This is a genomic window from Micromonospora sp. B9E7, assembly GCF_039871815.1.
GTDB lineage: Bacteria > Actinomycetota > Actinomycetes > Mycobacteriales > Micromonosporaceae > Micromonospora.
This window is the reverse complement of sequence record NZ_JBDPLX010000026.1, coordinates 75,193-100,292: the sequence shown is the minus strand read 5'-3', so window position 1 is coordinate 100,292 and position 25,100 is coordinate 75,193. Positions and strand designations below refer to the sequence as shown.

The following is a 25,100-nucleotide window of genomic DNA, read 5'->3' as shown; positions in this document are numbered from 1 at the left end:
ACTCGTAGCCTAGGGTACGCTCAGCCGCATGGCCAACGACGCAGTTGCGGGTAACGCGACCCGCGTGGCGCCAGCGGGGCCAGGGGACGGGGACGATCCGGTCCGCGCCGTCCTGGCCGCGTACACCCAGGACCTGATCGCGGCGGTCCACGAGACCCTGAGCACGTTCCTCACCGCCGAGGTCGACACCCTCACCGAGATCGACACATCCATGGGCCGATTCGCCGCAGCCGCGCGGGACGCCGTCCTCGTCGGCGGCAAACGGATCCGGTCCACGTTCGCCTACTGGGGGTGGCGCGGTGCGGTCGGCGCCGCCGAGGCACTGCCCCCCGTCCTACCCGCGCTGGCCGCGCTCGAGCTGCTGCACACCTTCGCCCTGGTCCACGACGACGTGATGGACGCGTCCACCACCCGCCGCGGCCGCCCCACCGCGCACGTCGCGCTCGCCGAACAGCACATCGCCGCCGGCCACCGCGGCGATCCCGGCCGCTTCGGCGAGGCGGTCGCCGTGCTCATCGGTGACCTCTGCATGGTCTGGGCCGATCGGCTGCTGGCCCAGGCCACGGTGCCGACGGCCCGACTGTTCGAGGTTCGCCGCTGCTACGACCAGATGCGGGTGGAGACGGTCGCCGGGCAGTACCTCGACGTGCTCGGCGAGAACGACCCGGCCAACTGGTCGGTCGACCGGGCGCTGCGGGTGGCCCGCTACAAGACCGCGAGCTACACCGTCCAGCGACCACTGCTCTTCGGTGCCTGCCTGGCCGGCGTCCCCCTCGACGATCCGCTGGTCTCCGGGTACACCCGTTACGGCCTGGCGGTCGGCGAGGCGTTCCAGCTCCGCGACGACCTCCTCGGCGTCTACGGCGATCCGGCCGCCACCGGCAAGCCGGCCGGTGACGACCTCCGCACCGGCAAGCCGACCACGCTGCTCATGCTGGCTCGGGAGCTGGCCACGCCGGCGCAGCTCCGGGCGTTGGAGCGGGCCGCCGGCGGACCGGTCGACCGGCTCGCCGAGCTGGTCGTGGAGACCGGTGCGGTGACCCGGGTGGAGCGGATGATCGCCGAGCGGGTGGGTGACGCGCTGGCGGCGCTCGACGCCGCACCCGTGGACCAGACGGCGCGGACCGCGCTGACCGGGCTGGCCACCGCCGCTGCCAACCGGCGGGCCTGATGAGCGACTTGAGCGAGGAGGTGGTCACGTGCGGACGGTGACAGGACGGACGGACCGGGTGGTGGTCGTCGGGGCCGGGCTGGGTGGGCTCGCCTGCGCGCTGCACCTCGCCGGCAGTGGCCGGCAGGTGACCGTGCTGGAACGCGAGCCGGTGCCCGGCGGGCGCGCCGGTCGACTGGCCGTGGACGGCTACGAGTTCGACACCGGTCCGACCGTGCTCACCATGCCCGACCTGATCGCCGAGGCGCTCGGTGCGGTCGGTGAGGAGTTGCGCGACTGGCTCGACCTGACCCCGCTCGACCCTGCCTACCGGGCGTACTACCCGGACGGCTCGACCCTCGACGTGCTCACCGACACCACCCGGATGGCCGCCGAGATCTCCCGGGTCTGCGGGCCGCGTGAGGCCGACGGTTACCTGCGCTTCGTCGACTACGCGCGGGAGTTGTGGCGGCTGGAGCGGGCCGACTTCATCGAGCGCAACCTGGACGCGCCGACCGACCTGCTCACCGGCAACCTGCTCAAGTTGCTCACCGGCGGGGCCTTCCGTCGCCTCCAGACGAAGATCAACCAATTCTTCCGGGACCCGCGTACCCAGCGGATCTTCTCCTTCCAGGCGATGTACGCCGGCCTCGCGCCGCACGACGCGCTGGCCATCTACACGGTCATCGCGTACCTCGACTCGGTGGCCGGGGTCTACTTCCCGCGCGGCGGCATCCACGCGGTCTCCAGGGCGATGGCCGGCGCGGCCGAGAAGCACGGCGTGCAGATCCGGTACGACACCACGGTGACCCAGGTGGAGACCGCGAACGGCCGGGCCACCGGTGTGCTCACCGCCGACGGCGAACTGGTCCGGGCGGACGTGGTGGTGCTCAACCCCGACCTGCCGGTCGCGTATCGGGACCTGCTCCCGGCCGCTCCGGCACGACGGCTCACCTACTCGCCGTCCTGCGTCGTTCTGCACGTCGGTTCCCGACAGGCATATGACAAGATCGCGCATCACAACATCCACTTCGGACGCGCGTGGAAGGGCACCTTCGATGAGGTCATCCGGCGGGGTGAGCTGATGACCGATCCGTCGCTACTGGTGACCAACCCGAGCCGGACCGACCCGTCGGTGGCCCCTGCGGACCGGCACACCTACTACGTGCTCGCCCCCGTGCCCAACCTGCACCGGGCTCCGTTCGAGTGGCGCGGTGACCTGACCCGACGCTACAGCGACCAATTGATCGGCACCCTGGAGGAGCGTGGCTACGTCGGCTTCGGCGCCGGCGTCGAGGTGCTGCGGGCGATCACCCCGGCCGAGTGGGAGGAGCAGGGGATGGCCGCCGGCACGCCGTTCGCCGCCGCCCACACCCTCTTCCAGACCGGCCCGTTCCGCCCGTCGAACCTGCACCGCAAGCTGTCGAACGTGGTCTTCGTCGGCTCCGGGACACAGCCCGGGGTCGGCGTACCGATGGTGCTCATCTCCGGCAAGCTCGCCGCCGGCCGGATCACCGGGGAAGGCCGATGAGCAGTCGCGAGGGGCACCTTGTCGAGCTGGTCGACGAGACCGGCAAGGCCAACGGCGAGACGACCGTCGCCGCCGCGCACCAGCCGCCAGGGCAACTCCACCGGGCCTTCTCGGTGCTGTTGGTGGACCCGGACGGCCAGGTGCTGCTCCAGCGCCGAGCCGCCGTCAAGACCCGGTTCCCACTGCGCTGGGCCAACTCCTGCTGCGGTCACCCCCGGCCTGGAGAGTCGCTCGCCGAGGCCGCCAACCGGCGGCTACGCGAGGAGCTGGGCGCGGGCCCGGTCGAGCTGACCGAGGTCGGCGTCTACGTCTACTACGCCGAGGATCCGGCGACCGGTCGGGTCGAATTCGAGTACGACCACGTGCTGCGGGGTGACTTCCTGCCCTCTGCTCCGCTGCTGCCGGACCCGGGCGAGGTGACCGAGCTGCGGTGGGCCGACCCGACCGCGCTGGAGGCCGAGCTGGACCGCGACCCCCGGTCGTACGCGCCCTGGCTGGGCGGGGTGGTGAACCGGCTGCTGCGCCCCTCGGGGTCCACGTCCGGCACATCCGGTCCGGCCGTGATCCCGCCCGGACCGGCGGACGACACGGCGGAGCGGTCGGGTGGTCGATGAGGCGCTGAGCGCGGGTGCGGTTGCACGCCGGCTGGGGGTCGCGGTGACGACCCTTCGCACCTGGCACCAGCGCTACGGGCTCGGACCCAGTGAACACGTCCCGGGTCACCACCGCCGCTACACGCCGGCCGATCTGGCCCGTCTCGAAATCATGCGCCGCCTCACCGCCGAGGGGGTGAGCCCTGCCGAGGCGGCCCGCTGGGCCCGCCAGGCACCGGACTCGTCACCCAACGGCACGGTCGCCCCCAGCCGCATCCACCCGCCCGGTCGCGACGGCGGTGGAAGCATCCCGGTGGGCCGGGCCGGGCCGGCAGCCCGTGGGTTGGCCCGAGCCGCAATGCGCCTGGACGCGGCGGCGATCAGCGAGACGATTGCGCACGCCCTGGCCACCAGCGGGGTCGTCGCCACCTGGGAGGGTCTGCTGCGTCCGGTGCTCGCCGGCATCGGCGAACGCCACGCCGCCACCGCCGGCCTGATCGAGGTGGAACACCTGGTGTCCCGCTGCGTCTCGGAGGCGCTCGCGGCGGCCAGTCGGGCCAGGGTGCCCACCGGGCCGGCTCGCATCCTGCTCTCCTGCGCCGACGAGGAGCAGCACACCCTGCCACTGGAGGCGTTGGCCGCGGCTCTCGCGGAGGCCGGGGTCAGCTACCGGATGCTCGGTGCCCGGGTGCCGGTGGCCGCCCTGGTCGAGGCGGTCAACCGGACCGGACCGGCTGCCGTGGTGCTCTGGTCGCACACCCGGGTCACCGCCGACCCGGCCCAGCTCAGCGCGTTGCTCGCCGCGCCCCGCCGCCCGTTGCTGGCGCTCGCGGCCGGCCCTGGCTGGCGAGCAGACGCGTTGCCCGCCGGGGTGGTCCGGCCGGTGGACCTGGCCGAGGCGGTCTCGCTGGCCGCCGCGGTCCGTGACTCCCTGGACCAGTCGACGCGTGACTGATCGCACTGTCGCCCGCTGACCGGGTGAACTACCGTCGGGCGGGTCCGCCTACCCCGACCCCTCCGGGAGCCAGCAGATGCAAGCGCGCGCCTTCCTGGCGTCCGTCCTCGCCGTGGTGCTGGTCCTGTCCGGCTGTGCGCGGCCGGAACGCACCATCGCGCCCGTCGGCGCCCCGCACCCGACGGAGTCGACCGCCTCGCCGACCCCTTCGCCACACCCGGCGCTCACCAAGCCGCCCAAGCCTCCGCTGCGTCCGTTGCCGGCGAAGCTCCCGGCCGGCCTGCGCCGCAACACCGGCGAACGCCCGGTGGTCCTCACCTTCGACGACGGGCCCAGCCCGGCCTGGACACCCAAGGTGCTCGACCAACTGCGGGCCGCCAAGGTGACCGCCACCTTCTGCGTCGTCGGCCGTGAGGTGCAGCGCCACCCGGAGCTGGTCCGGCGGATCGTCCGCGAGGGGCACCAGCTCTGCAACCACAGCTGGCGACACGACCTCGACCTGGCCCGGCGGCCCGTCGACGAGATCCAGGCCGACCTGGCCCGCACCAACAAGGCCATCCAGACGGCGGCTCCCGGCGCGAAGGTGCCGTTCTATCGGCAACCGGGCGGCCGGTGGACGTCGGAGGTGCTGGACGTCGCGAAGGGGCTCGGTATGCGCCCACTGCACTGGTCGGTCGACCCGCAGGACTGGGACAAGCCGACCGCCGCCACGATCGGCAAACGGATCCACGCCGCCGCCCGCCCCGGTGCCATCGTGCTGCTGCACGACGGGGGTGGCAACCGGGCCGCGACGCTCGCCGCCTGCCCTCACCTGATCGCCGACCTGAAGAAGCGCTTCGGCATCGCCAAACTCCGCTAGACCGCGCTTGACCTGCGGTTATCCCCCATTTCCAGCCCTTGCCGATACCGATTTTGTCGACCGACCAGGCATCACGTATGCTTTCGGAGCCTCCGGCGGGGCCGGATGGGAGCAAGTCCGCTTGAAGTTGCGAGTGTGCAATGATGGCGGGGCCGCCCTCATCGTCTAGCGGCCCAGGACGCCGCCCTTTCAAGGCGGTAGCACGGGTTCGAATCCCGTTGGGGGCACGACCGGCGCAAGCCGGAGCAACACAAGCTAGGTCCTGTGGAGCAGTTGGAGTGCTCGCCGCCCTGTCAAGGCGGAGGTCGCGGGTTCAAGTCCCGTCAGGACCGCAGCGCTGACGCCGCGCCTCGCGCGGCGTTCTGCGTATCGGAGCAGGTCACCCTGCCACCGGTTCGTCCGGTAGCCGGGTAGCATGAGCCGAGCGACACGGCCAGGTAGCTCAGTTGGTACGAGCGTCCGACTGAAAATCGGAAGGTCGGCGGTTCGACCCCGCCCCTGGCCACATAGCCTTTCGCCGGGCTACAGAGGTCCCCACCAGCGGATTCGCAGGTGGGGATCTTGCTGTTTCCGGTGCTTTCGCTGGCACCCCGGGTCGACCACTTCCGGTCGCCCCGCGTTCATCGTCCGCACCTACGCTCCCGCCTGTGGACAGAAGGCCTGGCGGGATCGTGGAGACCATCGGAACACTCGGCGCCGTTGTCGGCGGCGCCCTCTTCGTCATGGGCCTGAGCGGCGTCAATTCCAGCGGCGAGTTCCTCGTGTCCGGCGCTCTGCTGGTGATCGCGGGCCTGCTGCTCCGCATCGAGGCAGCGGTGTTGGGATCCCGCTGGCGCGGCGCAGACTTCTGACCTGGCCTCCCGCCGACCAGCAGCACCACCGAACGGCGTGATCAACTCGCCTTTCCTGATGTCGGGGTGTCCCAGCGCTCGCGACACCGCGGTATCAAGGAAACCGAGTCGATCATGGTGCGGTGGCTCGGCGTCAGTGGTCGCGGCGACCCTGCGGGCGGTGCTGCACCACGCTGCCCTGGATCGCCTCCCACACGCTGCGTCCGGCCTGTCGCAGCGTCTCCCCCGCCTGCTCGGCGAGCTGGGCCGCGTTCTGGGCGGCAGCCTGCGCCGCGGCCGACAGACCGCCGTCACCGTCTCCGGACGGGCCGGGCGCAGCCGCCTGATCGGGCCGGTCACCAGATCGTCCAGCCGCCCCTTCCGGTCCCCGGCCCGCCGACTCACGGGCTCCGGGCCTCGGGCCCGCCGGATGCTGACCCGCCGGCTCACGAGCCTCCGGATGCTGACCCTCCGGTCGTGACTGGTCGACTGGGCCAGGACCGCCAGCTCGGGGCCCCGGGCCCCCGGCCCTCGGCTCCGAGCTGACCGGACCTGGTCCAGGCCGACCCGGACCCGGCCGGGCAGGACCGGGTCGGTCACGGTCGGCGACCGCACCGACCGCGCCCACCTGCTGACCCAGTTCGTCGAGTACGCCGCCGGAGCGCCGCGCCGACGCCCGGACCTCCGCCGCCCCGGCGACCAACTGCTGCGCGCTGCGGTTCACGTCGTCGACGGCGGTGGCCGTCCGGGCGAGCGCTTCGATGATCTGCGGGTTGGCGTCGAGGGTGTCGAGCGCCCGCCCCAGGATCCCGGTCAACTGCTCCAACCGGACCCGTAGCTGCGCCTCGGCGTGCACCCCGTTGATGTCCAGCTCCACGCCGCTCAGGTGCACCCGTACGCCGGCGTCGACCTGTAGCAGGTTGGCCACCCGGGCCCGCAGCGACAGGTCGGCGTCCAGGCCGTCGACCGCCAGCCGGATCGAGTCGACGGACACCTTCGGAATGTCGAGCAGGACGTCCGGTTCTGCGCTGTCGACGTTCCGGTCCGGCCCTCGTTGCTGCGCGTTCTCGCTCATGATCTCCCGCCCCGCCTGCACAGAGTTCCGGTCGTTCGCGGGGTTACCCGGTTTCCGGTCGGGCATCCCGTGCGTGACGGCCCGGCGACCCTCTGTCTGGAACCGGGCACCGCGTGAAGCTGCACACCCGGGCATCAGCCGGTATGGTCCGGGCCTATGGGACAGGAAATGACTGATCCGGCCGACATCCGGCAGGACGCCGACCGGTTCTCCCTGCGGTGCAGTCTCCTCGTCCCGGGCTCGGCCGAGCACGCGTTCGCGGTCTTCACCGCCAAGCTGACTGACTGGTGGGTCGTCGAATACACCTGGTCCGGCCCGGACGCACTCGACGAGCTGGGCATGGAGCCCCGGGCCGGCGGCATGCTCTACGAGATCGGCCCGTACGGCTTTCGCGCCGACTGGGGGCGGGTGCTCACCTGGGATCCGCCGCGGCGGCTGGTCTTCGTCTGGCAGATCGGCCCGGACCGGGCGCCGGTGCCGGATCCGGCCCGGGCCAGTGAGGTCGAGGTGCTGTTCCTACCGGAAGGGCCGGAGCGCACCCGGGTCGAGCTGGAGCACCGGCACTTCGACCGGCACGGCGAGGCGGCCGAGGGATACCGCAAGGCACTCACCGCCGGCTGGCACGAGCTGCTCACCCGCTACGTCGACACGGTGTCGCGCCACCCCGGCACCTCCGCCTGACCGGCTCACCGGCCGAGCCGCCGATCAACAGCGGATTGGCCGGCGAGGTCCCGGCCACCCAGGTTCGCTCGTTGTCCAGCCTCCGCGCCCGAGCCGAACCCGGTGCCGCCCAGTCGGCGCGGCGGGGCGGTGCGCAGCCGTGGGTATTCCTCGCTGAGCCGTCGTTGCACCCGGTCGGACCGATCGGCCAGCACCAGCGCCACCGACGGTGTGCCCGACTCGCTGGCCGCCGCCGTCTCCGCCGCCCAGAGACGGCCCCCGATCACCTCCGCGAAACCGGCCAGCCAGGAGCGGCGAAAGGCGGCGGGATGGTCGTCCTCCGGCACCGGGGTGGCGGCCAGGCCGTGCGCCGCCTGCACGAGCAGTGAGGTGAAGAGCAGGTCGACCCGCTCCAGGTCACTGGCGAAGCCGAAGAGGTGCAGCGCGAAGCCGTTGCCCTGCCGACGGCGCACGCAGCGGCAGCGCAACGGCTCGGCGACGGCGGCGAGCAGACCTACCTTGTCGCGGGCGTACGGGGCGACGATGTCCAGCACCCGGTCGCCGACGGGATCGGTGGTCGGGTCATGGACGGCCAGCAGCGCCCGGTCCACGCCGTAGCGGGCGATCAGCTCGGTCGCCTTGGCGGTGAACGCGGCGGCTTCGGCGGGCGTGCAGGCCGGATCCTCGGCCTGGGCCAGCAGCTTGCGCACCTTGCTGAGCATGGCCTCCGACATGCCTACAGAGCTACCACACGGGGCGGACATCAACGGGCCACGACAGCATCAATCGATATGTATCAAAACCTGCGGTACGAGTACGAGCCGCTCATCGCGTACCACGCGTTCTGACCGATGCGCCCGGTCGCGGCGTCCGCCCCCCGACGGACGCCGCGACCCGGTTGTCACCCGGCGCGGCTGCGCAGGGTGGCGATCGTCGAGCCGGCGAGGGTGAGCAGGCAGTCGGGCAGCAGACCATCGGCTGCCGCAGCCCCGAACAGCGCCTCTCCGGTCGAGTCGTCCCGATTGGCGTACGCGCTGACGAAGCGCGCCACCCAGCGGGTGTCGTACTCCGCCTGGTCGATTCCCGGGAAGTCCAGCGCCGCCCCGCTGGCCGCCGGGGTGTCACCGAGCATCGTCGCGGCGAGACACCAGGCGACCCCGTACGCGCCACTCAGGCCAGCCCGGTCGACGACCGCGTCGAACGCTCCCACCACCGCGTCTCCATCCCCGGTCAGCGCCGAGCGGAGCACGGCGGCTGCGTCGTCGAACGTCTGCTGTGGTAGGTCCGTCACCCAGCGCACAGTAGGACGGGCGGTCAAGCACCCCACCGATCGTCACTGTCCGTGTTCAACGCGAGCTACCTGCGCTTTACGCCACCTCCACGGTCCCACCGCCGGCCTCGGCACGCTAATGTGCGCAGCGGACCTTCGCCGGAGGAAGGACGACCATGCTCGTATCACGCCGATCGCGGGTGGCCACACTGGCTGCCTGCGCGACGATCCTGCTCGCCACAAGCGCCTGCGGGGATGACAAGCCCGAGGAGGCCAGCGCCCAACAGGTGCGCCTCTACGGCACGGACGGCAACATGCTCAACTCCTATCCTGCGGAGTTGAAGGAACGCGCGAGTCTCGTCGACGGGATGAAGGGGACCACGCCGCTCACCCCGTTGCCCGAGGACTTCAAGAGCCGGCTACGGGCCGTCAATCCGGCGCTGACGGACTACCTGTACGCCGCCGAGACGTACGACGCGGTGGTGATCGCCGTGCTCGCCGCCCAGTTGGCCGGCAGCACCAACCCCGCCGACATCGCGAAGCAGATCGTCGGCGTGACCAACGACGGGCAGCGCTGCGAGGACCCCACCAGCTGCCTCGCCCTGGCCCGCAACGGGCAGGACATCGAGTACCGCAGCGTGTCGCTGACCCGGGCAGGCTTCACCGACAAGGGTGAGCCGGCCACCGCGAGCTACGCCACGCTGACCTTCGACGGGCAGCAGATCAACGACGGCAAGACCGAGTTCGTCGGGGCCGGCACCGAGTCGGCGGCGAGCACCAAGACGCCGCCGAAGCCGAAGAAGCAGCGCCCGGGCGGCGACCCCGACCAGGAACCGCTGATCCTGGGCGGTCTGCTGCCGAAGACCGGTGACCTCGCGATCGCCTACCCGCCGATGGCCGCCGGCGCCGCGCTGGCGATCAAGGAGATCAACGCCGCTGGTGGCGCGCTGGGCAAGCCGGTGACGTGGATGGACGGCGACGACGGCACCAGCCCGACGGTGGCCAAGGCGACGGTGGCCAAGCACGTGACGGACGGCGTCAGCGTGATCATCGGCGCGGGTGGTTCGGGCATCTCCCGGGAGGTGCTGCCGGACGTGGTGCAGGCCGGGAAGATCCTCTTCTCCCCCTCCAACACCGACAGCGGGCTGACCGACGTGGAGGACAAGGGCCTCTACTTCCGCACCGCCCCTCCGGACAGCCTCCAGGGCCGGGCGCTGGCCGACGTGATCCTCCGCGACGGGTCGCAGAAGATCGTCATCGTTGCCCGCAAGGACTCCTACGGTGAGGGCCTCCAGGCCACCGTCCGCGACGAACTGGAGAAGGCCGGCATCGCGAACGATCGGCTCAAGCTGCTGACGTACGAACCGCCGGCCGACGCGAAGGCGCCGCCGGTCGACTTCAGCGGCGGCGCGAAGGAGATCAAGGCCTTCGGCGCGGACGCCGTACTGATCATCGGTTTCGGTGAGTCCGCCCAGGTGATCCGCGGCCTGGCCGACGCCGGGGTGCAGATCCGGCAGTAGCACGACGACCACGGGCCGACGAAACGGCCGCACCGGGCGTTCTCGCCGGTGCGGCCGTTTCGTGTCGGGGAATCATCGCGGCCGGCGGCGCTCCAGGAACTCGGTCATCCGCCGGTGCTTCTCCTCGTCCTCGAAGAGCACCGCCTGGCTGACCAGGTCAAGATGCGGGTGCGCGGCGGCGGGCGCGTCCACCGCCAGCTTGGTCAGCCGCAGTGCCAGCGGCGAGCCCAGGGCGATCTCGTCCAACAGGGCGTGCGCCACCGTCAACAGCTCACCCGGCTCGTCCACCACCCGGTTCACCAGACCGATCCGCAGCGCCTCGGCGGCGTCCACCCGCCGTCCGGTGAAGAGCAGTTCCTTGGCCCGGCCCTCACCGACCAGCGCGGGCAGCCGGTGGGTCGCGCCAGCGCCGGCCAGGATGCCCAACCGCACCTCCGGCTGGCCGAAGACCGCCCGAGCCGTGCACACCCGCAGATCGCAGGCGTACGCCAGCTCCGCGCCACCGCCCAGCGCCGGGCCGTCGACGGCGGCCACGGTCGGCATCGGTAGCGCCCGGATCCGGGCGAACGCGGCGGAATTGATCGCGGCGAGAGCATCCGTGCGGTCCCGCTCGCGGAGTTGGCCGATGTCGGCGCCTCCGGCGAAGATGCCCGCGGCGCCGCCGGTCAACAGCAGGAGCCGGGGATGCGCCTCCAACTCGGCGCAGACCTGGTGCAACTCGGCAATCAGGTCGGCGTCGATGGCGTTGCGCTTCTCCGGCCGGTCCAGAGTGACCACCAGCCGGTCCGGCCGCTCCTCGATCCGCAGGCCGCTCACTGTGCCCGCCCTCCGTTCACGACTGCGGGGCTCGCAAGCTCACTCCTCGCGCTCACTGTTTCACCCCGGCGTTCCACCGGTAGAAACCCTGCCCCGACTTCTTCCCCAGCCGCCCCTCGGCCACCATCTCCACGAGCAGGGGCGGCGGTGCGAAACGGTCCCCGTACGCGGCCTGGAGGGTGCGGGCGATGTCCAGCCGCACGTCCAGACCGACCAGGTCGGTGAGTTCCAGCGGGCCGATCGGGTGCCGGTAGCCCAACACCATGGCCTTGTCGATGTCGGCTGGGCTGGCCACCCCGTCGGCCACCATCCGGATCGCCTCCAGCCCGAGGGTGACCCCGAGTCGCGACGTGGCGAAGCCGGGCATGTCGCGTACGACGACGGGGTCCTTGCCCAACCGGCCGGCGAGCGCGACGGCCGCCGTGGTGGTCTCCTCGGCGGTGGCCGGGCCGACCACGATCTCCAGCAGCGCCATCGCCCAGACCGGGTTGAAGAAGTGCAGACCGAGGAAGCGCTCGGGCGCGTCCAGTCCGGCGGCCAGTTCGCCGATTGCGATGCTGGAGGTGTTGCTGCCCAGCAGAGCCGGGTGCAGCGCGGCGGCGTCCCGCAGCACCGCCCGCTTCAGGTCGAGCCGCTCCGGCACCGCCTCCACGATCACCTCGGGGGCGGGAGCGACCTCGGCGAGCGTCGGGCGCAGCGTGACCCGTTGCCGGTTCGCGGCGGCCTCGTCGGCGCTCAGCTTCCCGCGCTGCACCGCGCGCTCCCACAGGTCGGCGAGCCGGTTCAACGCGGAGGCTCCCCGCTCAGGGTCCACCTCGACCAACTCCACGGTGTGCCCGGCCCCGGCCGCCACGTACGCGATGCCGAGGCCCATCGTGCCGGCACCGACGACCACGAAACGATCGCTCATCACGCCTCCCTGTCCGCCCCGCCGGCGCGCGGGGTCTCCGCCACGCCGACCCGGGTGTCCCGCCCGTTCCGCTCGCTCATGGTGCGACCCTATTCAGCACGTCGACCCGGCCCATGCGTGGGGGAGCGTGAGATCGGGTAATGACGGCCCGTCAACCGAGGGAAGGACCGCATCGACATGAGCCAGGCACCGGAGAGCGTCACTGACGGGGAGATCGTGGAGACTCGGGGCGAAGAGCGGGTCGAGCTGCTGCGCGCCGACACGAACAACGACGGCAAGACCGACGTGTGGGTGGTGGACACCGACGGCGACGGCAAGGCCGACCTGTTCCAGTTCGACACCGACGGTGACGGCAAGGTGGACATCACCATGGTCGACATCGACGAGGACGGCACCCCGGACGAGGTGGTCGACGGCGACGGCGGTCTGCCGCCCGAGCAGCTTCCCCCGACCGTCCAGGTCTGAGCTGTACGACGGCCTCTGCGCTGGTGAAGCGCGGGGGCCGTCGCTCAGTCGGCCAGGCGCAGGGTCGCGAGGTAGTAGGGCGCGTCGCGATCGTCCACATCGGTGAGCCGCCAGGCGGTGCCGTGCACCAGCGAGGCGAACTCGTCCGCCGAACAGACCAGGTAGTCGAACCACTCGGTGCCCAGTTCCCGGTAACGCAGCCGGAGCCGGAGCTGACCGCCGAGCCGACCCCGGCGACGGTTGCGTTCGTGGTAACCGGTGTGCACCGGGTCGCGTGTGCCGTACGGGTCGGTGCCGTGCGCGATGATCTGCGCCCCCGGTCGGGCCAGCGCGGCGAGCGCGGTCAGGAACTCGGGGGCACGCTTCCGGCCCTCGAACAGCCCGAGGTTGTTGCCGAGCAGCAGGAACGTGTCGTACCGCTGACCATCGGCCACGTGCGTGTCGACGGTGCCGTGTACCAGCCGCCGGACACCGCGACGTCGGCTCACCGCGAGCGCGCCGGCGGAGGTGTCCAGGCCGGTGACCGGTACGCCGCGCTCCTGGAGCAGCAGGGCGATCCGGCCGGCGCCGGTGCCGACGTCCAGCGTCTCGCCGCGGACCCGGTCCACCGCGCGGTGGTCGTACGGCTGCCAGTCCTGCGGCCCGTCGAGGTAGTGCGCGGCCGGCGCGCCGTTGATCAGCCCGTCGTCCCGTTCGATGATCTCGATGACCGGCCGGGGCAGTCGCCCACCCACCAGTGGTCGGGGTCCGACCCCGCTGGCCACCGCGAGCGTGTCCCGCAGCAGTTCGCCGACCACGTCACCGATTAGAGGTTCCCCCGTCACGACGTTCACGCTATCCGGCCACTCAGTGCCCCGTAGCGGCCGTATCCTGGCGGCGTGACCACGTTGGACCGGCTGTCGGCCGAGAAGTACATCCTGCTCACGACCTTCCGCAAGGACGGTCGGGCGGTGCCGACCCCGGTCTGGGCGGTACGCGACGGCGAGGCGTTGGCGGTCTGGACCCGGGCCGACTCGGGCAAGGTCAAGCGGATCCGGCGCAACGGCGACGTGACCGTGGCCCCGTGCGACGTGCGCGGCCGGCCACACGGGGCGGAGGTGTCGGCCCACGCGACGATCTACGGAAGTGGTGACACCGGTCGGGTCCGTGACCTGCTCAAGCACAAGTACCGCCTGATCGGTCGACTCAGCCTGCTGGGCAGCCGGCTTCGCCGGGGCGAGGGCGGCACGGTCGGCATCCGGGTGACTCTGGCCGAGGCGCGGCGCTGAGTCGGTGCGGAGACGTCGCGGGGCGTGGAAAGGGGCGGAGGATCGAGATCCACCGCCCCTGACCGAAAAGAAAAGCTGGTGCCGGCTCAGTCGCCCTGCCGCTGCTGCGGGATCTGACCCTGCAACAGCGCCCTGACCTCCGACTCGCGGTAGCGACGGTGGCCACCCAGGGTGCGGATGGCACTGAGCTTGCCAGCCTTGGCCCACCGGGTCACCGTCTTCGGGTCGACACGGAACATCGACGCCACCTCGGCCGGTGTAAGTAGCGGCTCTGGTTCGTGCGTTCGCGATGCCATCGGTCACTCCTCCACATGTATAGACATCGGCCGGGGTCCCGCCGGCCGACGCGTCTCCCATGGTCCGGCTAGTCCCCGATGTCCGACATGGGCCGAACGGATGAAGGTCCCTAGACGGACGGATGAACCATGCCCGATTTTTACGACTTTTACACGGCAGAAAGTACCTTATTCGGACTCATGATCACGGTTCGTGATGCGTCAACTACGAGCACACCTCACCTTGGGAGCGCTTCTAGGCCGATTTGCCCCTAGTTGCACCGCTCGAGCAACTGCACCGCGCGCCATCGGGCCACCAACTTGTCGTACGCGGCCGACGCCTCGTCGGCCTCACCCCGCGACAGCCCCGCGAGGCCGCCCGCGACAAGTTCCGGAGAGTCGTCGGCCTCGAGAGTCTCGTCGGACAGCAGGTCCACCAGACCGCCGTAGTCCAACTCGACCACCGACCGGGGATGGAACTCCTCCAACCAGCGGGCCGCCTCCTCCACCGCCTCGGTGATCGGCGCGTCGCCCACCGACTTGCGCAACACCGACAGCGCCCGCGATGACCGGCGGCGGGCCTTGGAGATCTCGGTGCGGTAGCGCAACGCCCGTCGCCCCGGCTGGGTGACCAGGTCCCGCTCGGCCGGCTCGAAGAGCACGAACCACCGCAGTGGCACCCCCCAGGTGGCGATCTGCTCGTGCACCCGGGGCACGCCGTGCTCCAACACCCGCGCGCCGCTGCGCCAGTCGTCGACGACCGCCCTGGCCTGCCCGGCGAGCACCGGCGGCACGAAGGCGTCGGCGAGCACCGAGGGCACGCCGTCCCGAGCGCTGAGCGCCGCCTCAGCGACCCGGATCCGCAGGTTCCACGGGCAGACCAGCAGGCTGTCGTCCGTCTCCAGGACGTACGCCTCCTCCGGCAGGTCGGGCAGCCGGGTCCAGCCAGCGCCCAGCGCCTCGATCACCGCCGTCCGCTGCCGGCCGGGCCCCTCGACGGGGGCGATCGCCCGCCCCTCCGAGACGTAACGGCGCCAGTAGCTCTGCCGGTCCCGGTCGAAGGCGGCCAACGGTTCGTACACGCGCAGGTAAGAAGCGAAGAGCGACGGCACGGCGCGATCCTCCCACGAACCGCAGCCGTACGCGGTCAGCGGCCGGACCACGCGCGCCGCAACGTGGGACGGCGGCGGCGCGTCGAGCACCCTCACGGCGGCCGATACTAGGCTCGATCACACCGGCAGCATCCCCGCCGGGGTCCACCAGGTCCGCGTCCCACAAGGGCGCACACCACTCCAGGAGCCAACCATGGGCGTATTCGCGAGCACCGACGACCCGGTATCGACCGGTCACGAACAGGTCGTGTTCTGCCAGGACAAGCAGAGCGGCCTGAAGGCGATCATCGGGATCTACTCCACCGCGCTGGGGCCGGCGCTCGGCGGCACCCGCTTCTACCCGTACGCCAGCGAGGAGGACGCCCTCGCCGACGTGCTGGATCTGTCCCGTGGGATGGCGTACAAGAACGCGCTCGCCGGCTTGGACCTGGGCGGCGGCAAGGCCGTCATCTGGGGCGACCCGGAGCAGATCAAGAGCGAGGCACTGCTGCGCGCGTACGGGCGCTTCGTGGAGTCCCTGGGCGGCCGCTACTACACCGCCTGCGACGTCGGCACGTACGTGGCGGACATGGACGTCGTGGCTCGGGAGACCCGGTACGTGACCGGTCGTAGCGTCGAGCACGGCGGCGCCGGCGATTCGTCGATCCTCACCGCCTGGGGTGTCTTCCAGGGCATGCGGGCCGCCGCCGAGCACGTCTGGGGCACCCCGAGCCTGCGGGGCCGCCGGGTCGGCGTGGCCGGCCTGGGCAAGGTCGGCAAGTACCTGACCGGGCATCTGCTGGAGGACGGCGCCGAGGTGGTCGCCACCGACGTCAACCCGAAGGCGCTGGAGTGGGTGCGCAGCAACCACCCGCAGGTCACCCTGGTGGACGACGCCAGCGCCCTGGTCGCCGCGGACATCGACGTGTACGCGCCGTGCGCGCTGGGCGGCGCCCTGAACGACGACACCGTGCCGGCGCTGCGTGCCAAGGTGGTGGCCGGCGCGGCGAACAACCAGCTCGCCCACCCGGGCATCGAGAAGCTGCTGGCCGACCGGGGCATCCTCTACACGCCGGACTACGTGGTCAACGCCGGTGGCGTGATCCAGGTCGCCGACGAGATCGAGGGCTTCAACTTCGACCGGGCGAAGCTCCGGGCGACCCGGATCTACGACACCACCCGCGAGATCCTCCGCCTGGCGGACGCCGAGGGCGTGCCGCCCGCGGTGGCCGCGGACCGGCTGGCCGAGCGTCGGATGGCGGAGATCGGCCGACTGCGCGGGATCCACCTGCGCTGAGCGTTCCGGAGGCGGGTCGACGGGATCCGCCTCCGGGCCTCCCGTACCGACACGGCTGGGTAAGCTGAGGCCGGATCGAATTTTGGTGCGGTTTGTCCGGTGTCACGGGCGCTAACCGTTCCGCTCCTTACCCGGTACACTGGGTGACGGCCGGATCGACGCGACGCGCAGAGCCGGCTGACGGTAACCCGAGGTGCCGAACGGTGGCATCCCCATGTACCGTAAGAGCCACGAGAGATGCCTGACGTCATCGGGGCCCGCCTTCGGGCTGCCCCGCATTCTGTGCGAGGGGGTCGAGCCATGGGGCGCGGCCGTGCTAAGGCCAAGCAGACTAAGGTGGCGCGGGAGTTGAAGTACCACTCCCCGAACACCGACCTCACCGCCTTGCAGCGCGAACTGGCGGGTGCTGGTAAGTCTGAGCACCACTTCGACGACGACTCTAAAGAGTTCGTCGACGACGATGATGAGGATCACGCGGACGACGATCCGGATCCCTGGGTCCGTCCGACCCGCTGACCTCTCGACGCAGCTGAGCACGCGGTGATCCCCGCGTGCTCACGCACGTCCCGTGCAGGTGCAGTCGCCGACGAACAGGGGCCTGGCCCGACCGGAACCACTCCGGCCGCTCGACAGGCCCCTGTTCACGGCCCCCTCAGCGCGGGCGATTGTTCCAGTTGTAGAACGTCGGGATGTTCTCGAAGTGGTTCCAGGCGCAGACCGCGCTGGCGCCGTCCCCGCCCGACACCTCCGAACGCAGGCGTCGCGCGGTCTCGGCCTCCCGCAACAGCGCGACGAGGGCAGGAGCAGCCTCCCGCACGCGCTCGTTGACTCCGTCATCCGCTGCGCGCTCGGGCCGCCGGTCACTGGTGCTCTCGGGCATGCTCCAACACTCCCTCCAATAGGCGGATCTTGCTGTTGCGGCAGTGCTCGGTCTCCGTACCGTCAAAACGCCCCAGCTCGAAGTAACGGTTGGCGGCATGGCCACCGCCGCAGAAGCCGAAGTAGGGGCAGGACACTCGACACGCCTCCACGCCGGTCAGGAACTCCCCGACCCACGGCGTCGCCGATGCGACGCCGAGGATCTCCGCCAGCGGGGTACTCAAGACGTTGCCGCTGCTGAAGTCGCCGTAGCGGGGGTCGGTGAAGCCAGCCAACTCCGGGGACAGCACGGTCACCGAGCCGTCGTGACCGATCGTCGGGATCGGGTCCAGCTGGCGTGGCAGCACACCGTCAGCCGAGCCGTCGAGCACCGCCGCGGCGTAGCGCAACGACCACTCGACCTCGCGAAGGTGGATCCGGGGCGCACGGCGCCAGGCCGCGACCAACTCCGCCCAGAACGCGGTCACCGCCCGCGAGTCGTGGCGGTTGTCCCGGGTGTTGACTCCCTCGGTCTCCTCGATGTTGATGCCCAACACGTCGCAACCCAGGTCGAGGAAGTAGTCGTACAACTCGGTGGCCAGCCCCCGCTCCGGCCGGGACACCACGGCCAGGGCGGAGAACGGCAGTTCGCGCCGACGCAGCACCGCGATGCCACGCACGATCCGGTCGTACGCCGGCTGGCCTCCCCGGTTGACCCGGTCACCGTTGCGCGCCCGGGGCCCGTCGACGCTCACACTCACCCGCATCTCGTGCCGGGCGAAGAAGTCGCACCACTCGTCGTCGATCAGGGTGGCGTTGGTCTGCACGTGGTGCTCGACCTCGGGCCCGAACGGCGCGATCAGGTTGGCCAGGTGCTCCGGGCCGGCGGCCAACGGTTCGCCGCCGTGCCACACCACGGAGAACCGACCGGCCGCCGCCCAGGGGTTGACCGCCGCTGCCACCGCCTCGGCCACCTCCACCGGCATGCGCTGGTCGGTGGCCCGAAATGGCAGATAGCAGTACGCGCAGTCGAGGTTGCAGAGGGTCGTGGGCTGCATGACGACGTACGACGGGACGGCGGCAAGACCGCGCATCCCGTTGAACGACTGTCCCCGAGCAGCCATCGCCCTCCTCCGCCGACTCTGAAGGGTGCCCTTCAGGCTAGGCGGCATTGGCCACTCGGGTGAAGCCCTGATCAGGTGCCCGTACGATCACCAGAGGGTGATCATCCCCGGGTGTGCTGACCGACCATCTGCACGTTGCCGGTGCCCTCGATGATCTCACCGGCCTGCCACGCCTCGACCCCACGGCCGGTCAGCGTGGCCAGCGCCCGGTCGGCATCCTCGGCCGACACGATCGCGAACATGCCGACGCCCATGTTGAAGGTCGACTCCATGTCCTGGTCGTCGATCCGACCCTTGGTCTGGATCAGGTCGAAGATCGGCTGCGGCTTCCAGGTGGACCGGTTGACCACCGCGTCGACGTGCTCGGGCAGCACCCGGACCAGGTTGCCGGGGATGCCGCCACCGGTGATGTGGGACAGCGCCCGCACCTCGGCCTCGGCGATCAGCTTGAGGCAGTCCTTGGCGTAGATCTTGGTGGGGGTGAGGAGTTCCTCGCCCAGGGTCCGCTGCCGACCGAAGTCGTCGATCACGATGTCCAGACGCATCCGAGCCGCGCCGAGGAGCACGTGCCGGACCAGCGAGTAACCGTTGGAGTGCAGGCCGGACGAACGCATGGCGATCACGACGTCGCCCACCTCGACCCGCTCCGGGCTGAGGATGTCGGCTTCCTCGACCACGCCGACACCGGTCGCGGAGATGTCGTACTCGTCCGGACGGAGCACGCCCGGGTGCTCGGCGGTCTCCCCGCCCAGCAACGCGCACCCCGCGTAGCGGCAGCCGTCGGCGATGCCCGCCCCGATCTCGGCGACCTTGTCCGGCACGACCTCGCCGGTGGCGATGTAGTCGAGCAGGAACAGCGGCTCGGCACCGCAGGCCACCAGGTCGTCCACGACCATCGCCACCAGGTCGATGCCGACCGTGTCGTGGATGTCCATCTGCTGAGCGATCACCAGCTTGGTGCCCACCCCGTCGGTGGAGGACGCCAGGATCGGGCTCTTGTACTTCTTCGTGTCCAGCCGGAACAGACCGGCGAAGCCACCGAGGTCACCCATCACCTCAGGACGGCGGGTCTGGCGCACCTTCGACTTGAGCAACTCCACCGCGCGGTCACCCGCGTCGATGGAGACCCCGGCATCGGCGTACGAGACCGAGCGTTTGCGCGCCTGGCGGCCAGCACCGCCCGTCCACGGCTGGCGGTCGCCGCCGGCGCCGGTCGGGCTGCTTCCTGCGCCGCTGCGCTCGGACACGTGCGTCACGGTTCTCCCCTTTGGTTCTCGGTGCCGCCGGCGGTAGCCGGGCCGCGCCGGTTGGTGCTACGGGCGGTTTGCGGTAACGCCACCCGGAGTGGCGACGGACGAGCCGTTGGCGTGCGAGCCTTCCAGCGCCGAGTTGGCGACGCGTCGGCCCACACCTTCGAGCACGTGCTTGCCGATCAGGTTGCCGGCCGGCAGCTCGATCGGGTACTCCCCATCGAAACACGCCCGACACAACCGGGTCTTCGGCTGCTCGGTCGCGGCGATCAGGCCGGGAAGCGAAACGTAACCCAGCGTGTCGGCGCCGATGGAGCGCCGGATGCCGTCGTTGTCCAACCCGTTGGCCAGCAGTTCCGCCCGGGTGGCGAAGTCGATGCCGTAGAAGCACGGCCAGCTGACCGGCGGAGAGGAGATCCGGACGTGCACCTCCAGCGCCCCCGCCTCACGCAGCATCCGCACGATGGCGCGTTGGGTGTTGCCGCGAACGATCGAGTCGTCCACGACCACCAGGCGCTTGCCCCGGACGTTCTCCCGCAGTGGGTTGAGCTTGAGCCGGATGCCCAACTGCCGCAGGGTCTGCGACGGCTGGATGAAGGTGCGACCCACGTACGGGTTCTTCATCAGGCCGGCGCCGTAGGTGATGCCCGACGCCTCCGCGTACCCGATCGCGGCCGGAGTGCCCGACTCGGGCACCGGGATCACCAGGTCGGCCTCGACCGGGTGCTCCTTGGCCAACTGCCGACCGATCTGCACCCGTGCCGCGTGGACGTTGCGCCCGGCGATCGTGGCGTCCGGGCGGGCGATGTAGACGTACTCGAAGAGGCAGCCCTTCGGCTCCGGCGCGGCGAACCGGGTGGAGCGCAGGCCGCTCTCGTCGATCGCGATCAGCTCACCCGGCTCGACCTCGCGCACGACGCTGGCACCGACGATGTCCAGTGCTGCGGTCTCGCTGGCCACCACCCAGCCACGCTCCAGGCGGCCGAGCACGAGCGGACGGACACCGTGCGGATCGCGGGCCGCGTAGAGGGTCGACTCGTCCATGAAGACGAAGCTGAACGCGCCGCGCAGCTGTGGCAACACCTCAAGTGCCGCCGCCTCGACCGACAGGTCCGGTCGACCGGCCAGCAGCATCGTCACCAGGGAGGTGTCGTTGGTCGAGCCGTCCGCGACGAGGCCGCGCTCGGCGACCTCCTTCTCCAGCTCGGCCGTGTTGACCAGGTTGCCGTTGTGGGCCAACGCGATGGTCGTGCCCGCCGTGGTGGAACGGATCGTCGGCTGGGCGTTCTCCCAGTTCGACGCGCCGGTGGTGGAGTAGCGGGCGTGCCCGATCGCCAGGTGGCCGCGCAGGCTCGCCAGGGTGGGCTCGTCGAAGACCTGGGCCACCAGGCCGAGGTCCTTGTAGACCACCACGCCGGAGCCATCGCTCACCGCGATGCCCGCCGCCTCCTGGCCGCGGTGCTGCAGGGCGTAGAGGCCGAAGTAGGTCAGATTGGCAACCTCTTCGCCGGGGGCCCAGACGCCGAAGACGCCACAGGCATCCTGGGGGCCAGGTCGTTGGGGGTCAAGGTCGTGGCTCAGCCGGCCGTCGCCTCGGGGCACCTACCGCTCCCTCATGCTGGTCTGGACCGGCCGGGCGGGATCACGGGCGGATCCTCACTCCTCTGCCGGGACCACTGTCGTCGCCTGACAGTGTACGCGAATCGCCGTCAACACAGAACGTCACGAATTCCGCGCTGAGCGTCACCCTGAGTGGGACGTCATGACAATTCGAGGGGCAGATACGTCGAGAGGTCCGCTCGAACACCGCTCATCTGGACGCGACCCTCCGCGACCGCCTCCGCCCAACCGATCCTCCCGGTCGCCAACCTCAGCCAGGTGTCGGGAGCCATCTCGACCACGTTCGGCGGGTTTCCCCTGGTGTGTCGAGGTCCGGGTACGCACTGGATCGCCCCGTATGGTGGGACGCGCACCTCCACCGATCGGCCGGGGGCGCGCTCCGCGAGGACGGCCAACAACGACCGGACCGCCTCTCGGAACACTGTCCGTTCGGGCGTACACCCCTCGTCGAGCGCCGACAATGCGGCCGTTACGGCAGCGGACTTACTGTGCGGAGAGGACACGACGGGACGATACGACCCGCAGGCCAACTACCCGACGCTGGCCCTGGGTCGCGCCGATGCAGTCGGACAAGGCATAGTTGCCGACGGCGTATTCGAACCGTGATGATCCCCGGCCCGGCGCCCCGCCGGTCGGAGGGAAGTCAGCCCGGAAGGCGGTGGACGTGTCAACACACCGACGTGCCTGGAAGCAGCGGGCCGGTGTGGTCGTAGCGCTGGTTGCCGGCGCTCTGCTCGCCGTCCCCGCCACACCAGCCCTCGCCGCAAGCGTCGAGGTATCCCCGAACTCGATCACCGTGAACGCCGGCAGCGACGCCACAGTCACCGTGCGCGTCACGGGCGGCAACGAGGACAGGGACACAAAAGGAAAGATCAGTCTCTCTGGCCTGCCGTCCGGTGTCACCTGCGCTGGCGGTTGCGGCGATTTCGACTTCCCCAGCGGCCTGGGCAACCCGGCAAAGTCGGTGCTGGTCAGGATCGCGGCCAACGACAACGCCGGCGACGCGAACGCCACTGTCACCGTGGCCGTCGAAGCCGACTCCGGCCCGAGCACCGCTTCCCTGGCGCTGACCGTCAAGGGCAAGGCCGCTCCGCCGCAGAAACAGACCGTGCAGTCGGTCTCCGGCAAGGTCGTCGTCCAGGCCGACAGCAAGGCCGTGCCCAACGCGGTGGTCATGCTGCTGGACAGCACCGGCAAGCGCTTCGACACCACCAGCGACGGCAGCGGCAACTTCCGCTTCACCGGCACCACGAGCAACCCGATCACACCAGGTCGACTCGACCTCGGTGCCAGCTTCGACAACGTGGTGGCCCGCAAGACCATCACCGCCGCCGCCGGGCAGGCCCTCACCGGGCAACGGATCAGCCTCGCGATCAAGACCGAGGTGACGCCCAGCCCCACCCCGTCGGCCAGCACCGAGGCGACTCCCACCGAGGAAGCGACCGAGGAGGGCACCGAGGACGAGGCCAGCGAGGAAGCCAGCCCCGGCGCCCCGGCGAACGCCGCGAACAACGAGGACAGCGGCGGCGGCGCGGGCTCGTACCTGATCATCCTGCTCGGCGGTCTCCTGGTGGCCGCTGGCGTCGGCACCATCGTGCTGCTCTGGATGAAGCGCAAGGAGAACGGCGGTGACGACGACGACGCGGTGCCGGCTGGCAGCGGCGGTCCGGTCCCGCCCGCGCGGGGCGGCTTCCGCGGCCCCGACGACCAGACCCGGGTGGTCGGTGGCCGACCCGGCGGCGGCGCGGACCCGACCATGGTCGGCGGTGCGGCGCTGAGCGAGGCGCCGACGATGATGCACCGCCCGGTCGTCGACGACGTCCCACCGGACCCGTACGGTGCGCCGGCGCAGGCGTACGGCGGCGCGGGCCAGCAGGGCTGGGGCGGCACCGGTTACGGCGACGAGCCAGCGCCCGGCGGCTACGGCGCCGGCGGCTACGGCAACGACCCGGCCTCCGGTGGCGGCTACGGCGCGGGCGCGGCCGGCGACGGCTACGGTGTTGCGCCCGGTTCCGGGGCCGGCTACGGCGGTGCGCCGACCTCCGGTGGGAGCTACGGCAACGACCCCGCCTCCGGTGGCGGCTACGGCAGCCGTGACTACACCGCCCAGGCCGGGGCGGCCGGCTACCCGCCAGCGCCCGCTGGCGCAGGGGCCTACGGAGAGCGGTACGACGAGCCGACCGGCCGTTACACCGGCGACAGCACCCAGTACCCGGCGCCGGCCGACCCGTACGCGACGGGTGTCTACCAGCCCGAGCAGGGACAGGGGTACGGCCAGCCGGACGCGGCCCCGTACGGCGGACGGGCCGCCGAGCCGACCGCAGGGTATGGCGGACCGGCAGCCGGTGGCTACGACCAGGGCGGCTACGGCCAACCGGCCGGCGGCTACGAGCAGGGCGGCGGCTACGGCCAGGAGCCCTCGCCGCAGCGCGGCGGCTACGACGACCGAGGCTACGACCAGGGCGGCTACGGCCAACCGGCCGGCGGCTACGAGCAGGGCGGCGGCTACGGCCAGGAGCCCTCGCCGCAGGGCGGCGGCTACGGCCAGGAGCCCTCGCCGCAGGGCGGCGGCTACGGCCAGGAGCCCCCGCAGCAGCGCGGCGGCTACGACGACCGAGGCTACGACCAGGGCGGCTACGGCCAACCGGCCGGCCGGTCCCGGCCGGACACCCCGCCGCCGACCGAGCGGGGCGGTCGACGCCTCGACTGGCTGGACGACTGACCGACCACAGCACGCGAACGGCCACCCGGATGTCCGGGTGGCCGTTTTCGTCATGGCAGGGGACTTACTGGCCATGTCGAGGCATCCCGCAGACCTCGACACCCGACGTCAGGAAACCCGGGTTGGTCACCCGCGCGGGCCTGTACGACGGAGGGCATGGGCGCGGCCGAGCCAGGCCCGCATGACGCGGGTGGCCGTCGGTCAGGCGGCGGAGAAGACGCCCTGGCGGAGCACCGGCACGACGTCCGACACGCCGATCCGGACGGCGACGTCCACGTCGTCGGCGAAGCCCCCCTCGGCCAGCTCGCGCCCGGAGACACTGCCCCGCACGGCGGCGGGCACGTCCGGAGTGCTCGCCAGCGCGGCGAGCGCCATGGCCGCCTCCACGGACAGCCCGCCCGGCACTCCGGAGAGGGCATCCAGCACCGAGGCGGCACCGAGTTGGTCCTCCACCGACGGGCGCAGCGACCCGTCCGGCCACCGCTCCCCGGAAGCGACCACGCCGATCGGGGCGTCCACCGTGCCGTACCCCTGGCGGCGCAGCCAACGCCCGACGGCGCCTGCGTTGCGCAGGCACGCCGCGACCACCGGTAGGCCGGTGGCGCTGGCGGCAGCGCTGATGGCGGAGCCGTTCGGCGAGGGCAGGACCAGGTCCGCCACCACCGGCGCGGTGCCCAGCGCGGCCGGCGAGAGCGACCACGGATGTTCCGCGGTCACCTGCCGCCGACCCACTGCGGCGACCGCGCCGACGCGTAGCGCGTACTCGGCGGCCTGCTCACCCCAGGGGAACGGGTGCACCCGCATGCCCCGGGCGACCGCCACCTCCACGGAGGTGGTGAACGAGAGGACGTCCACCACCACCAGCGCCGCGCAGACCCGACCGAGCTCGGCCGCGCCGGTCAGGCCCCAGTCGAACCGGGCCCCCGAACCGGGTTGGCCGTAGACGGCGGCCGTCAACGCC

The 25,100-nt window shown here is 71.4% G+C and carries 27 protein-coding genes and 3 tRNA genes; 16 read left to right on the top strand and 14 right to left on the bottom strand.

Annotated features, from left to right (window positions below):
* The first annotated feature begins 28 nt into the window (after positions 1–28).
* The 9 genes from ABGB10_RS29585 to ABGB10_RS29545 all read left to right on the top strand — a co-directional run bounded on the left by ABGB10_RS29585 (position 29) and on the right by ABGB10_RS29545 (position 5,939).
* Complete coding sequence (locus tag ABGB10_RS29585; RefSeq protein WP_347664270.1) at positions 29–1,171, top strand: polyprenyl synthetase family protein; 1,143 nt, start codon at positions 29–31, stop codon at positions 1,169–1,171.
* Positions 1,172–1,199: 28 nt separating this feature from the next.
* Positions 1,200–2,681: a phytoene desaturase family protein gene (crtI, locus tag ABGB10_RS29580; protein ID WP_347664269.1), complete on the top strand. Its 1,482-nt coding sequence runs from the start codon at positions 1,200–1,202 to the stop codon at positions 2,679–2,681.
* The gene (gene idi / locus ABGB10_RS29575) at positions 2,678–3,295 is read left to right on the top strand and encodes an isopentenyl-diphosphate Delta-isomerase (protein WP_347664268.1); all 618 of its coding nucleotides are present in this window, start codon (positions 2,678–2,680) and stop codon (positions 3,293–3,295) included. Before crtI ends, idi begins: the two co-directional genes overlap by 4 nt.
* A complete protein-coding gene (locus ABGB10_RS29570) occupies positions 3,285–4,229 on the top strand; it encodes a MerR family transcriptional regulator (protein WP_347664267.1) in 945 nt (314 codons plus the stop codon). The genes idi and ABGB10_RS29570 overlap by 11 nt, the downstream gene beginning before the upstream one ends.
* Positions 4,230–4,305: 76 nt before the next feature.
* A complete protein-coding gene (locus ABGB10_RS29565; RefSeq protein WP_347664266.1) occupies positions 4,306–5,088 on the top strand; it encodes a polysaccharide deacetylase family protein in 783 nt (260 codons plus the stop codon).
* Positions 5,089–5,242: 154 nt separating this feature from the next.
* Positions 5,243–5,315, top strand: a tRNA-Glu gene (locus ABGB10_RS29560).
* 31 nt (positions 5,316–5,346) lie between these two features.
* Positions 5,347–5,420, top strand: a tRNA-Asp gene (locus ABGB10_RS29555).
* A gap of 99 nt (positions 5,421–5,519) precedes the next feature.
* Positions 5,520–5,593: transfer RNA gene (locus ABGB10_RS29550), tRNA-Phe, on the top strand.
* 142 nt (positions 5,594–5,735) lie between these two features.
* Positions 5,736–5,939 (top strand): hypothetical protein, encoded by a 204-nt coding sequence (locus tag ABGB10_RS29545; RefSeq protein ID WP_347664265.1) that lies wholly within the window; start codon positions 5,736–5,738, stop codon positions 5,937–5,939.
* 133 nt (positions 5,940–6,072) lie between these two features.
* On the opposite strand, the gene ABGB10_RS29540 is transcribed toward ABGB10_RS29545, so the two are convergent.
* Complete coding sequence (locus ABGB10_RS29540; RefSeq protein WP_347664264.1) at positions 6,073–6,993, bottom strand: hypothetical protein; 921 nt, start codon at positions 6,991–6,993, stop codon at positions 6,073–6,075.
* Positions 6,994–7,149: 156 nt separating this feature from the next.
* Here ABGB10_RS29540 and ABGB10_RS29535 point away from each other — a divergent pair, with 156 nt between their 5' ends.
* Entirely contained in the window at positions 7,150–7,674 is a 525-nt protein-coding gene (locus ABGB10_RS29535) for an SRPBCC family protein (protein ID WP_347664263.1), read from the top strand.
* 5 nt (positions 7,675–7,679) lie between these two features.
* On the opposite strand, the gene ABGB10_RS29530 is transcribed toward ABGB10_RS29535, so the two are convergent.
* Entirely contained in the window at positions 7,680–8,387 is a 708-nt protein-coding gene (locus ABGB10_RS29530; RefSeq protein ID WP_347664262.1) for a DUF2786 domain-containing protein, read from the bottom strand.
* 167 nt (positions 8,388–8,554) lie between these two features.
* Positions 8,555–8,944: a hypothetical protein gene (locus tag ABGB10_RS29525; protein ID WP_347664261.1), complete on the bottom strand. Its 390-nt coding sequence runs from the start codon at positions 8,942–8,944 to the stop codon at positions 8,555–8,557.
* Positions 8,945–9,099: 155 nt separating this feature from the next.
* On the opposite strand from ABGB10_RS29525, the gene ABGB10_RS29520 reads away from it, so the two are divergent.
* Entirely contained in the window at positions 9,100–10,443 is a 1,344-nt protein-coding gene (locus ABGB10_RS29520; RefSeq protein WP_347664260.1) for an ABC transporter substrate-binding protein, read from the top strand.
* A 72-nt stretch (positions 10,444–10,515) separates the two neighbouring features.
* Here the strand turns inward: ABGB10_RS29520 and ABGB10_RS29515 are convergent, their stop codons facing one another.
* Together ABGB10_RS29515 and ABGB10_RS29510 are read right to left on the bottom strand one after the other, a co-directional pair.
* Positions 10,516–11,259, bottom strand: a complete 744-nt coding sequence (locus ABGB10_RS29515) for an enoyl-CoA hydratase/isomerase family protein (RefSeq protein WP_347664259.1) — start codon at positions 11,257–11,259, stop codon at positions 10,516–10,518.
* A gap of 52 nt (positions 11,260–11,311) precedes the next feature.
* The gene (locus tag ABGB10_RS29510; protein WP_347664258.1) at positions 11,312–12,169 is read right to left on the bottom strand and encodes a 3-hydroxyacyl-CoA dehydrogenase family protein; all 858 of its coding nucleotides are present in this window, start codon (positions 12,167–12,169) and stop codon (positions 11,312–11,314) included.
* 177 nt (positions 12,170–12,346) lie between these two features.
* On the opposite strand from ABGB10_RS29510, the gene ABGB10_RS29505 reads away from it, so the two are divergent.
* Positions 12,347–12,634 carry a hypothetical protein gene (locus ABGB10_RS29505; protein ID WP_282263284.1) on the top strand — a complete coding sequence of 96 codons (288 nt, stop codon included), beginning with the start codon at positions 12,347–12,349 and terminating at the stop codon, positions 12,632–12,634.
* 44 nt (positions 12,635–12,678) lie between these two features.
* Here the strand turns inward: ABGB10_RS29505 and ABGB10_RS29500 are convergent, their stop codons facing one another.
* Positions 12,679–13,458 (bottom strand): class I SAM-dependent methyltransferase, encoded by a 780-nt coding sequence (locus tag ABGB10_RS29500; protein WP_347664257.1) that lies wholly within the window; start codon positions 13,456–13,458, stop codon positions 12,679–12,681.
* Positions 13,459–13,512: 54 nt separating this feature from the next.
* On the opposite strand from ABGB10_RS29500, the gene ABGB10_RS29495 reads away from it, so the two are divergent.
* Positions 13,513–13,902 carry a PPOX class F420-dependent oxidoreductase gene (locus ABGB10_RS29495; RefSeq protein WP_347664256.1) on the top strand — a complete coding sequence of 130 codons (390 nt, stop codon included), beginning with the start codon at positions 13,513–13,515 and terminating at the stop codon, positions 13,900–13,902.
* 86 nt (positions 13,903–13,988) lie between these two features.
* Here ABGB10_RS29495 and ABGB10_RS29490 read toward each other — a convergent pair whose 3' ends face one another.
* Both ABGB10_RS29490 and ABGB10_RS29485 read right to left on the bottom strand, forming a co-directional pair.
* Entirely contained in the window at positions 13,989–14,198 is a 210-nt protein-coding gene (locus ABGB10_RS29490) for a BldC family transcriptional regulator (protein ID WP_007073996.1), read from the bottom strand.
* Positions 14,199–14,449: 251 nt separating this feature from the next.
* On the bottom strand, positions 14,450–15,289 hold the full coding sequence (locus tag ABGB10_RS29485) for a hypothetical protein (RefSeq protein WP_347664284.1): 840 nt from the start codon (positions 15,287–15,289) through the stop codon (positions 14,450–14,452).
* 193 nt (positions 15,290–15,482) lie between these two features.
* On the opposite strand from ABGB10_RS29485, the gene ABGB10_RS29480 reads away from it, so the two are divergent.
* Together ABGB10_RS29480 and ABGB10_RS29475 are read left to right on the top strand one after the other, a co-directional pair.
* The gene (locus ABGB10_RS29480) at positions 15,483–16,565 is read left to right on the top strand and encodes a Glu/Leu/Phe/Val dehydrogenase (RefSeq protein WP_347664255.1); all 1,083 of its coding nucleotides are present in this window, start codon (positions 15,483–15,485) and stop codon (positions 16,563–16,565) included.
* A 300-nt stretch (positions 16,566–16,865) separates the two neighbouring features.
* Positions 16,866–17,081, top strand: coding sequence for a DUF3073 domain-containing protein (locus ABGB10_RS29475; RefSeq protein WP_030332207.1), 216 nt, complete (start codon positions 16,866–16,868; stop codon positions 17,079–17,081).
* Between the two features lie 136 nt (positions 17,082–17,217).
* Here the strand turns inward: ABGB10_RS29475 and amcA are convergent, their stop codons facing one another.
* The 5 genes from amcA to ABGB10_RS29450 form a co-directional block, all read right to left on the bottom strand.
* Positions 17,218–17,445, bottom strand: a complete 228-nt coding sequence (gene amcA, locus ABGB10_RS29470; RefSeq protein ID WP_347664254.1) for a multiple cyclophane-containing RiPP AmcA — start codon at positions 17,443–17,445, stop codon at positions 17,218–17,220.
* Complete coding sequence (gene amcB, locus ABGB10_RS29465; protein WP_347664283.1) at positions 17,426–18,517, bottom strand: cyclophane-forming radical SAM peptide maturase AmcB; 1,092 nt, start codon at positions 18,515–18,517, stop codon at positions 17,426–17,428. The genes amcA and amcB overlap by 20 nt, the downstream gene beginning before the upstream one ends.
* Positions 18,518–18,648: 131 nt before the next feature.
* A complete protein-coding gene (purM, locus tag ABGB10_RS29460; RefSeq protein ID WP_347664253.1) occupies positions 18,649–19,803 on the bottom strand; it encodes a phosphoribosylformylglycinamidine cyclo-ligase in 1,155 nt (384 codons plus the stop codon).
* Between the two features lie 57 nt (positions 19,804–19,860).
* Positions 19,861–21,399 carry an amidophosphoribosyltransferase gene (gene purF, locus ABGB10_RS29455; protein ID WP_347664252.1) on the bottom strand — a complete coding sequence of 513 codons (1,539 nt, stop codon included), beginning with the start codon at positions 21,397–21,399 and terminating at the stop codon, positions 19,861–19,863.
* Between the two features lie 158 nt (positions 21,400–21,557).
* Entirely contained in the window at positions 21,558–21,920 is a 363-nt protein-coding gene (locus tag ABGB10_RS29450; RefSeq protein WP_347664251.1) for a sterol carrier family protein, read from the bottom strand.
* Between the two features lie 161 nt (positions 21,921–22,081).
* Between ABGB10_RS29450 and ABGB10_RS29445 the strand changes: the two genes are divergently transcribed.
* Positions 22,082–24,139 (top strand): hypothetical protein, encoded by a 2,058-nt coding sequence (locus tag ABGB10_RS29445; RefSeq protein ID WP_347664250.1) that lies wholly within the window; start codon positions 22,082–22,084, stop codon positions 24,137–24,139.
* Positions 24,140–24,340: 201 nt separating this feature from the next.
* Here the strand turns inward: ABGB10_RS29445 and ABGB10_RS29440 are convergent, their stop codons facing one another.
* Positions 24,341–25,096, bottom strand: a complete 756-nt coding sequence (locus ABGB10_RS29440) for a 2-phosphosulfolactate phosphatase (RefSeq protein WP_347664249.1) — start codon at positions 25,094–25,096, stop codon at positions 24,341–24,343.
* Between the last annotated feature and the right edge of the window lie 4 nt (positions 25,097–25,100).

Coding starts and splice junctions, on each gene's coding strand:
- ABGB10_RS29585 (WP_347664270.1), top strand. CDS start 29: ATGGCCAACGACGCAGTTGCGGGTAACGCGACCCGCGTGGCGCCAGCG.
- idi (WP_347664268.1), top strand. CDS start 2,678: ATGAGCAGTCGCGAGGGGCACCTTGTCGAGCTGGTCGACGAGACCGGC.
- ABGB10_RS29565 (WP_347664266.1), top strand. CDS start 4,306: ATGCAAGCGCGCGCCTTCCTGGCGTCCGTCCTCGCCGTGGTGCTGGTC.
- ABGB10_RS29540 (WP_347664264.1), bottom strand. CDS start 6,993: ATGAGCGAGAACGCGCAGCAACGAGGGCCGGACCGGAACGTCGACAGC.
- ABGB10_RS29535 (WP_347664263.1), top strand. CDS start 7,150: ATGGGACAGGAAATGACTGATCCGGCCGACATCCGGCAGGACGCCGAC.
- ABGB10_RS29530 (WP_347664262.1), bottom strand. CDS start 8,387: ATGTCGGAGGCCATGCTCAGCAAGGTGCGCAAGCTGCTGGCCCAGGCC.
- ABGB10_RS29520 (WP_347664260.1), top strand. CDS start 9,100: ATGCTCGTATCACGCCGATCGCGGGTGGCCACACTGGCTGCCTGCGCG.
- ABGB10_RS29510 (WP_347664258.1), bottom strand. CDS start 12,169: ATGAGCGATCGTTTCGTGGTCGTCGGTGCCGGCACGATGGGCCTCGGC.
- ABGB10_RS29505 (WP_282263284.1), top strand. CDS start 12,347: ATGAGCCAGGCACCGGAGAGCGTCACTGACGGGGAGATCGTGGAGACT.
- ABGB10_RS29490 (WP_007073996.1), bottom strand. CDS start 14,198: ATGGCATCGCGAACGCACGAACCAGAGCCGCTACTTACACCGGCCGAG.
- ABGB10_RS29480 (WP_347664255.1), top strand. CDS start 15,483: ATGGGCGTATTCGCGAGCACCGACGACCCGGTATCGACCGGTCACGAA.
- ABGB10_RS29475 (WP_030332207.1), top strand. CDS start 16,866: ATGGGGCGCGGCCGTGCTAAGGCCAAGCAGACTAAGGTGGCGCGGGAG.
- amcA (WP_347664254.1), bottom strand. CDS start 17,445: ATGCCCGAGAGCACCAGTGACCGGCGGCCCGAGCGCGCAGCGGATGAC.
- amcB (WP_347664283.1), bottom strand. CDS start 18,517: ATGCGCGGTCTTGCCGCCGTCCCGTCGTACGTCGTCATGCAGCCCACG.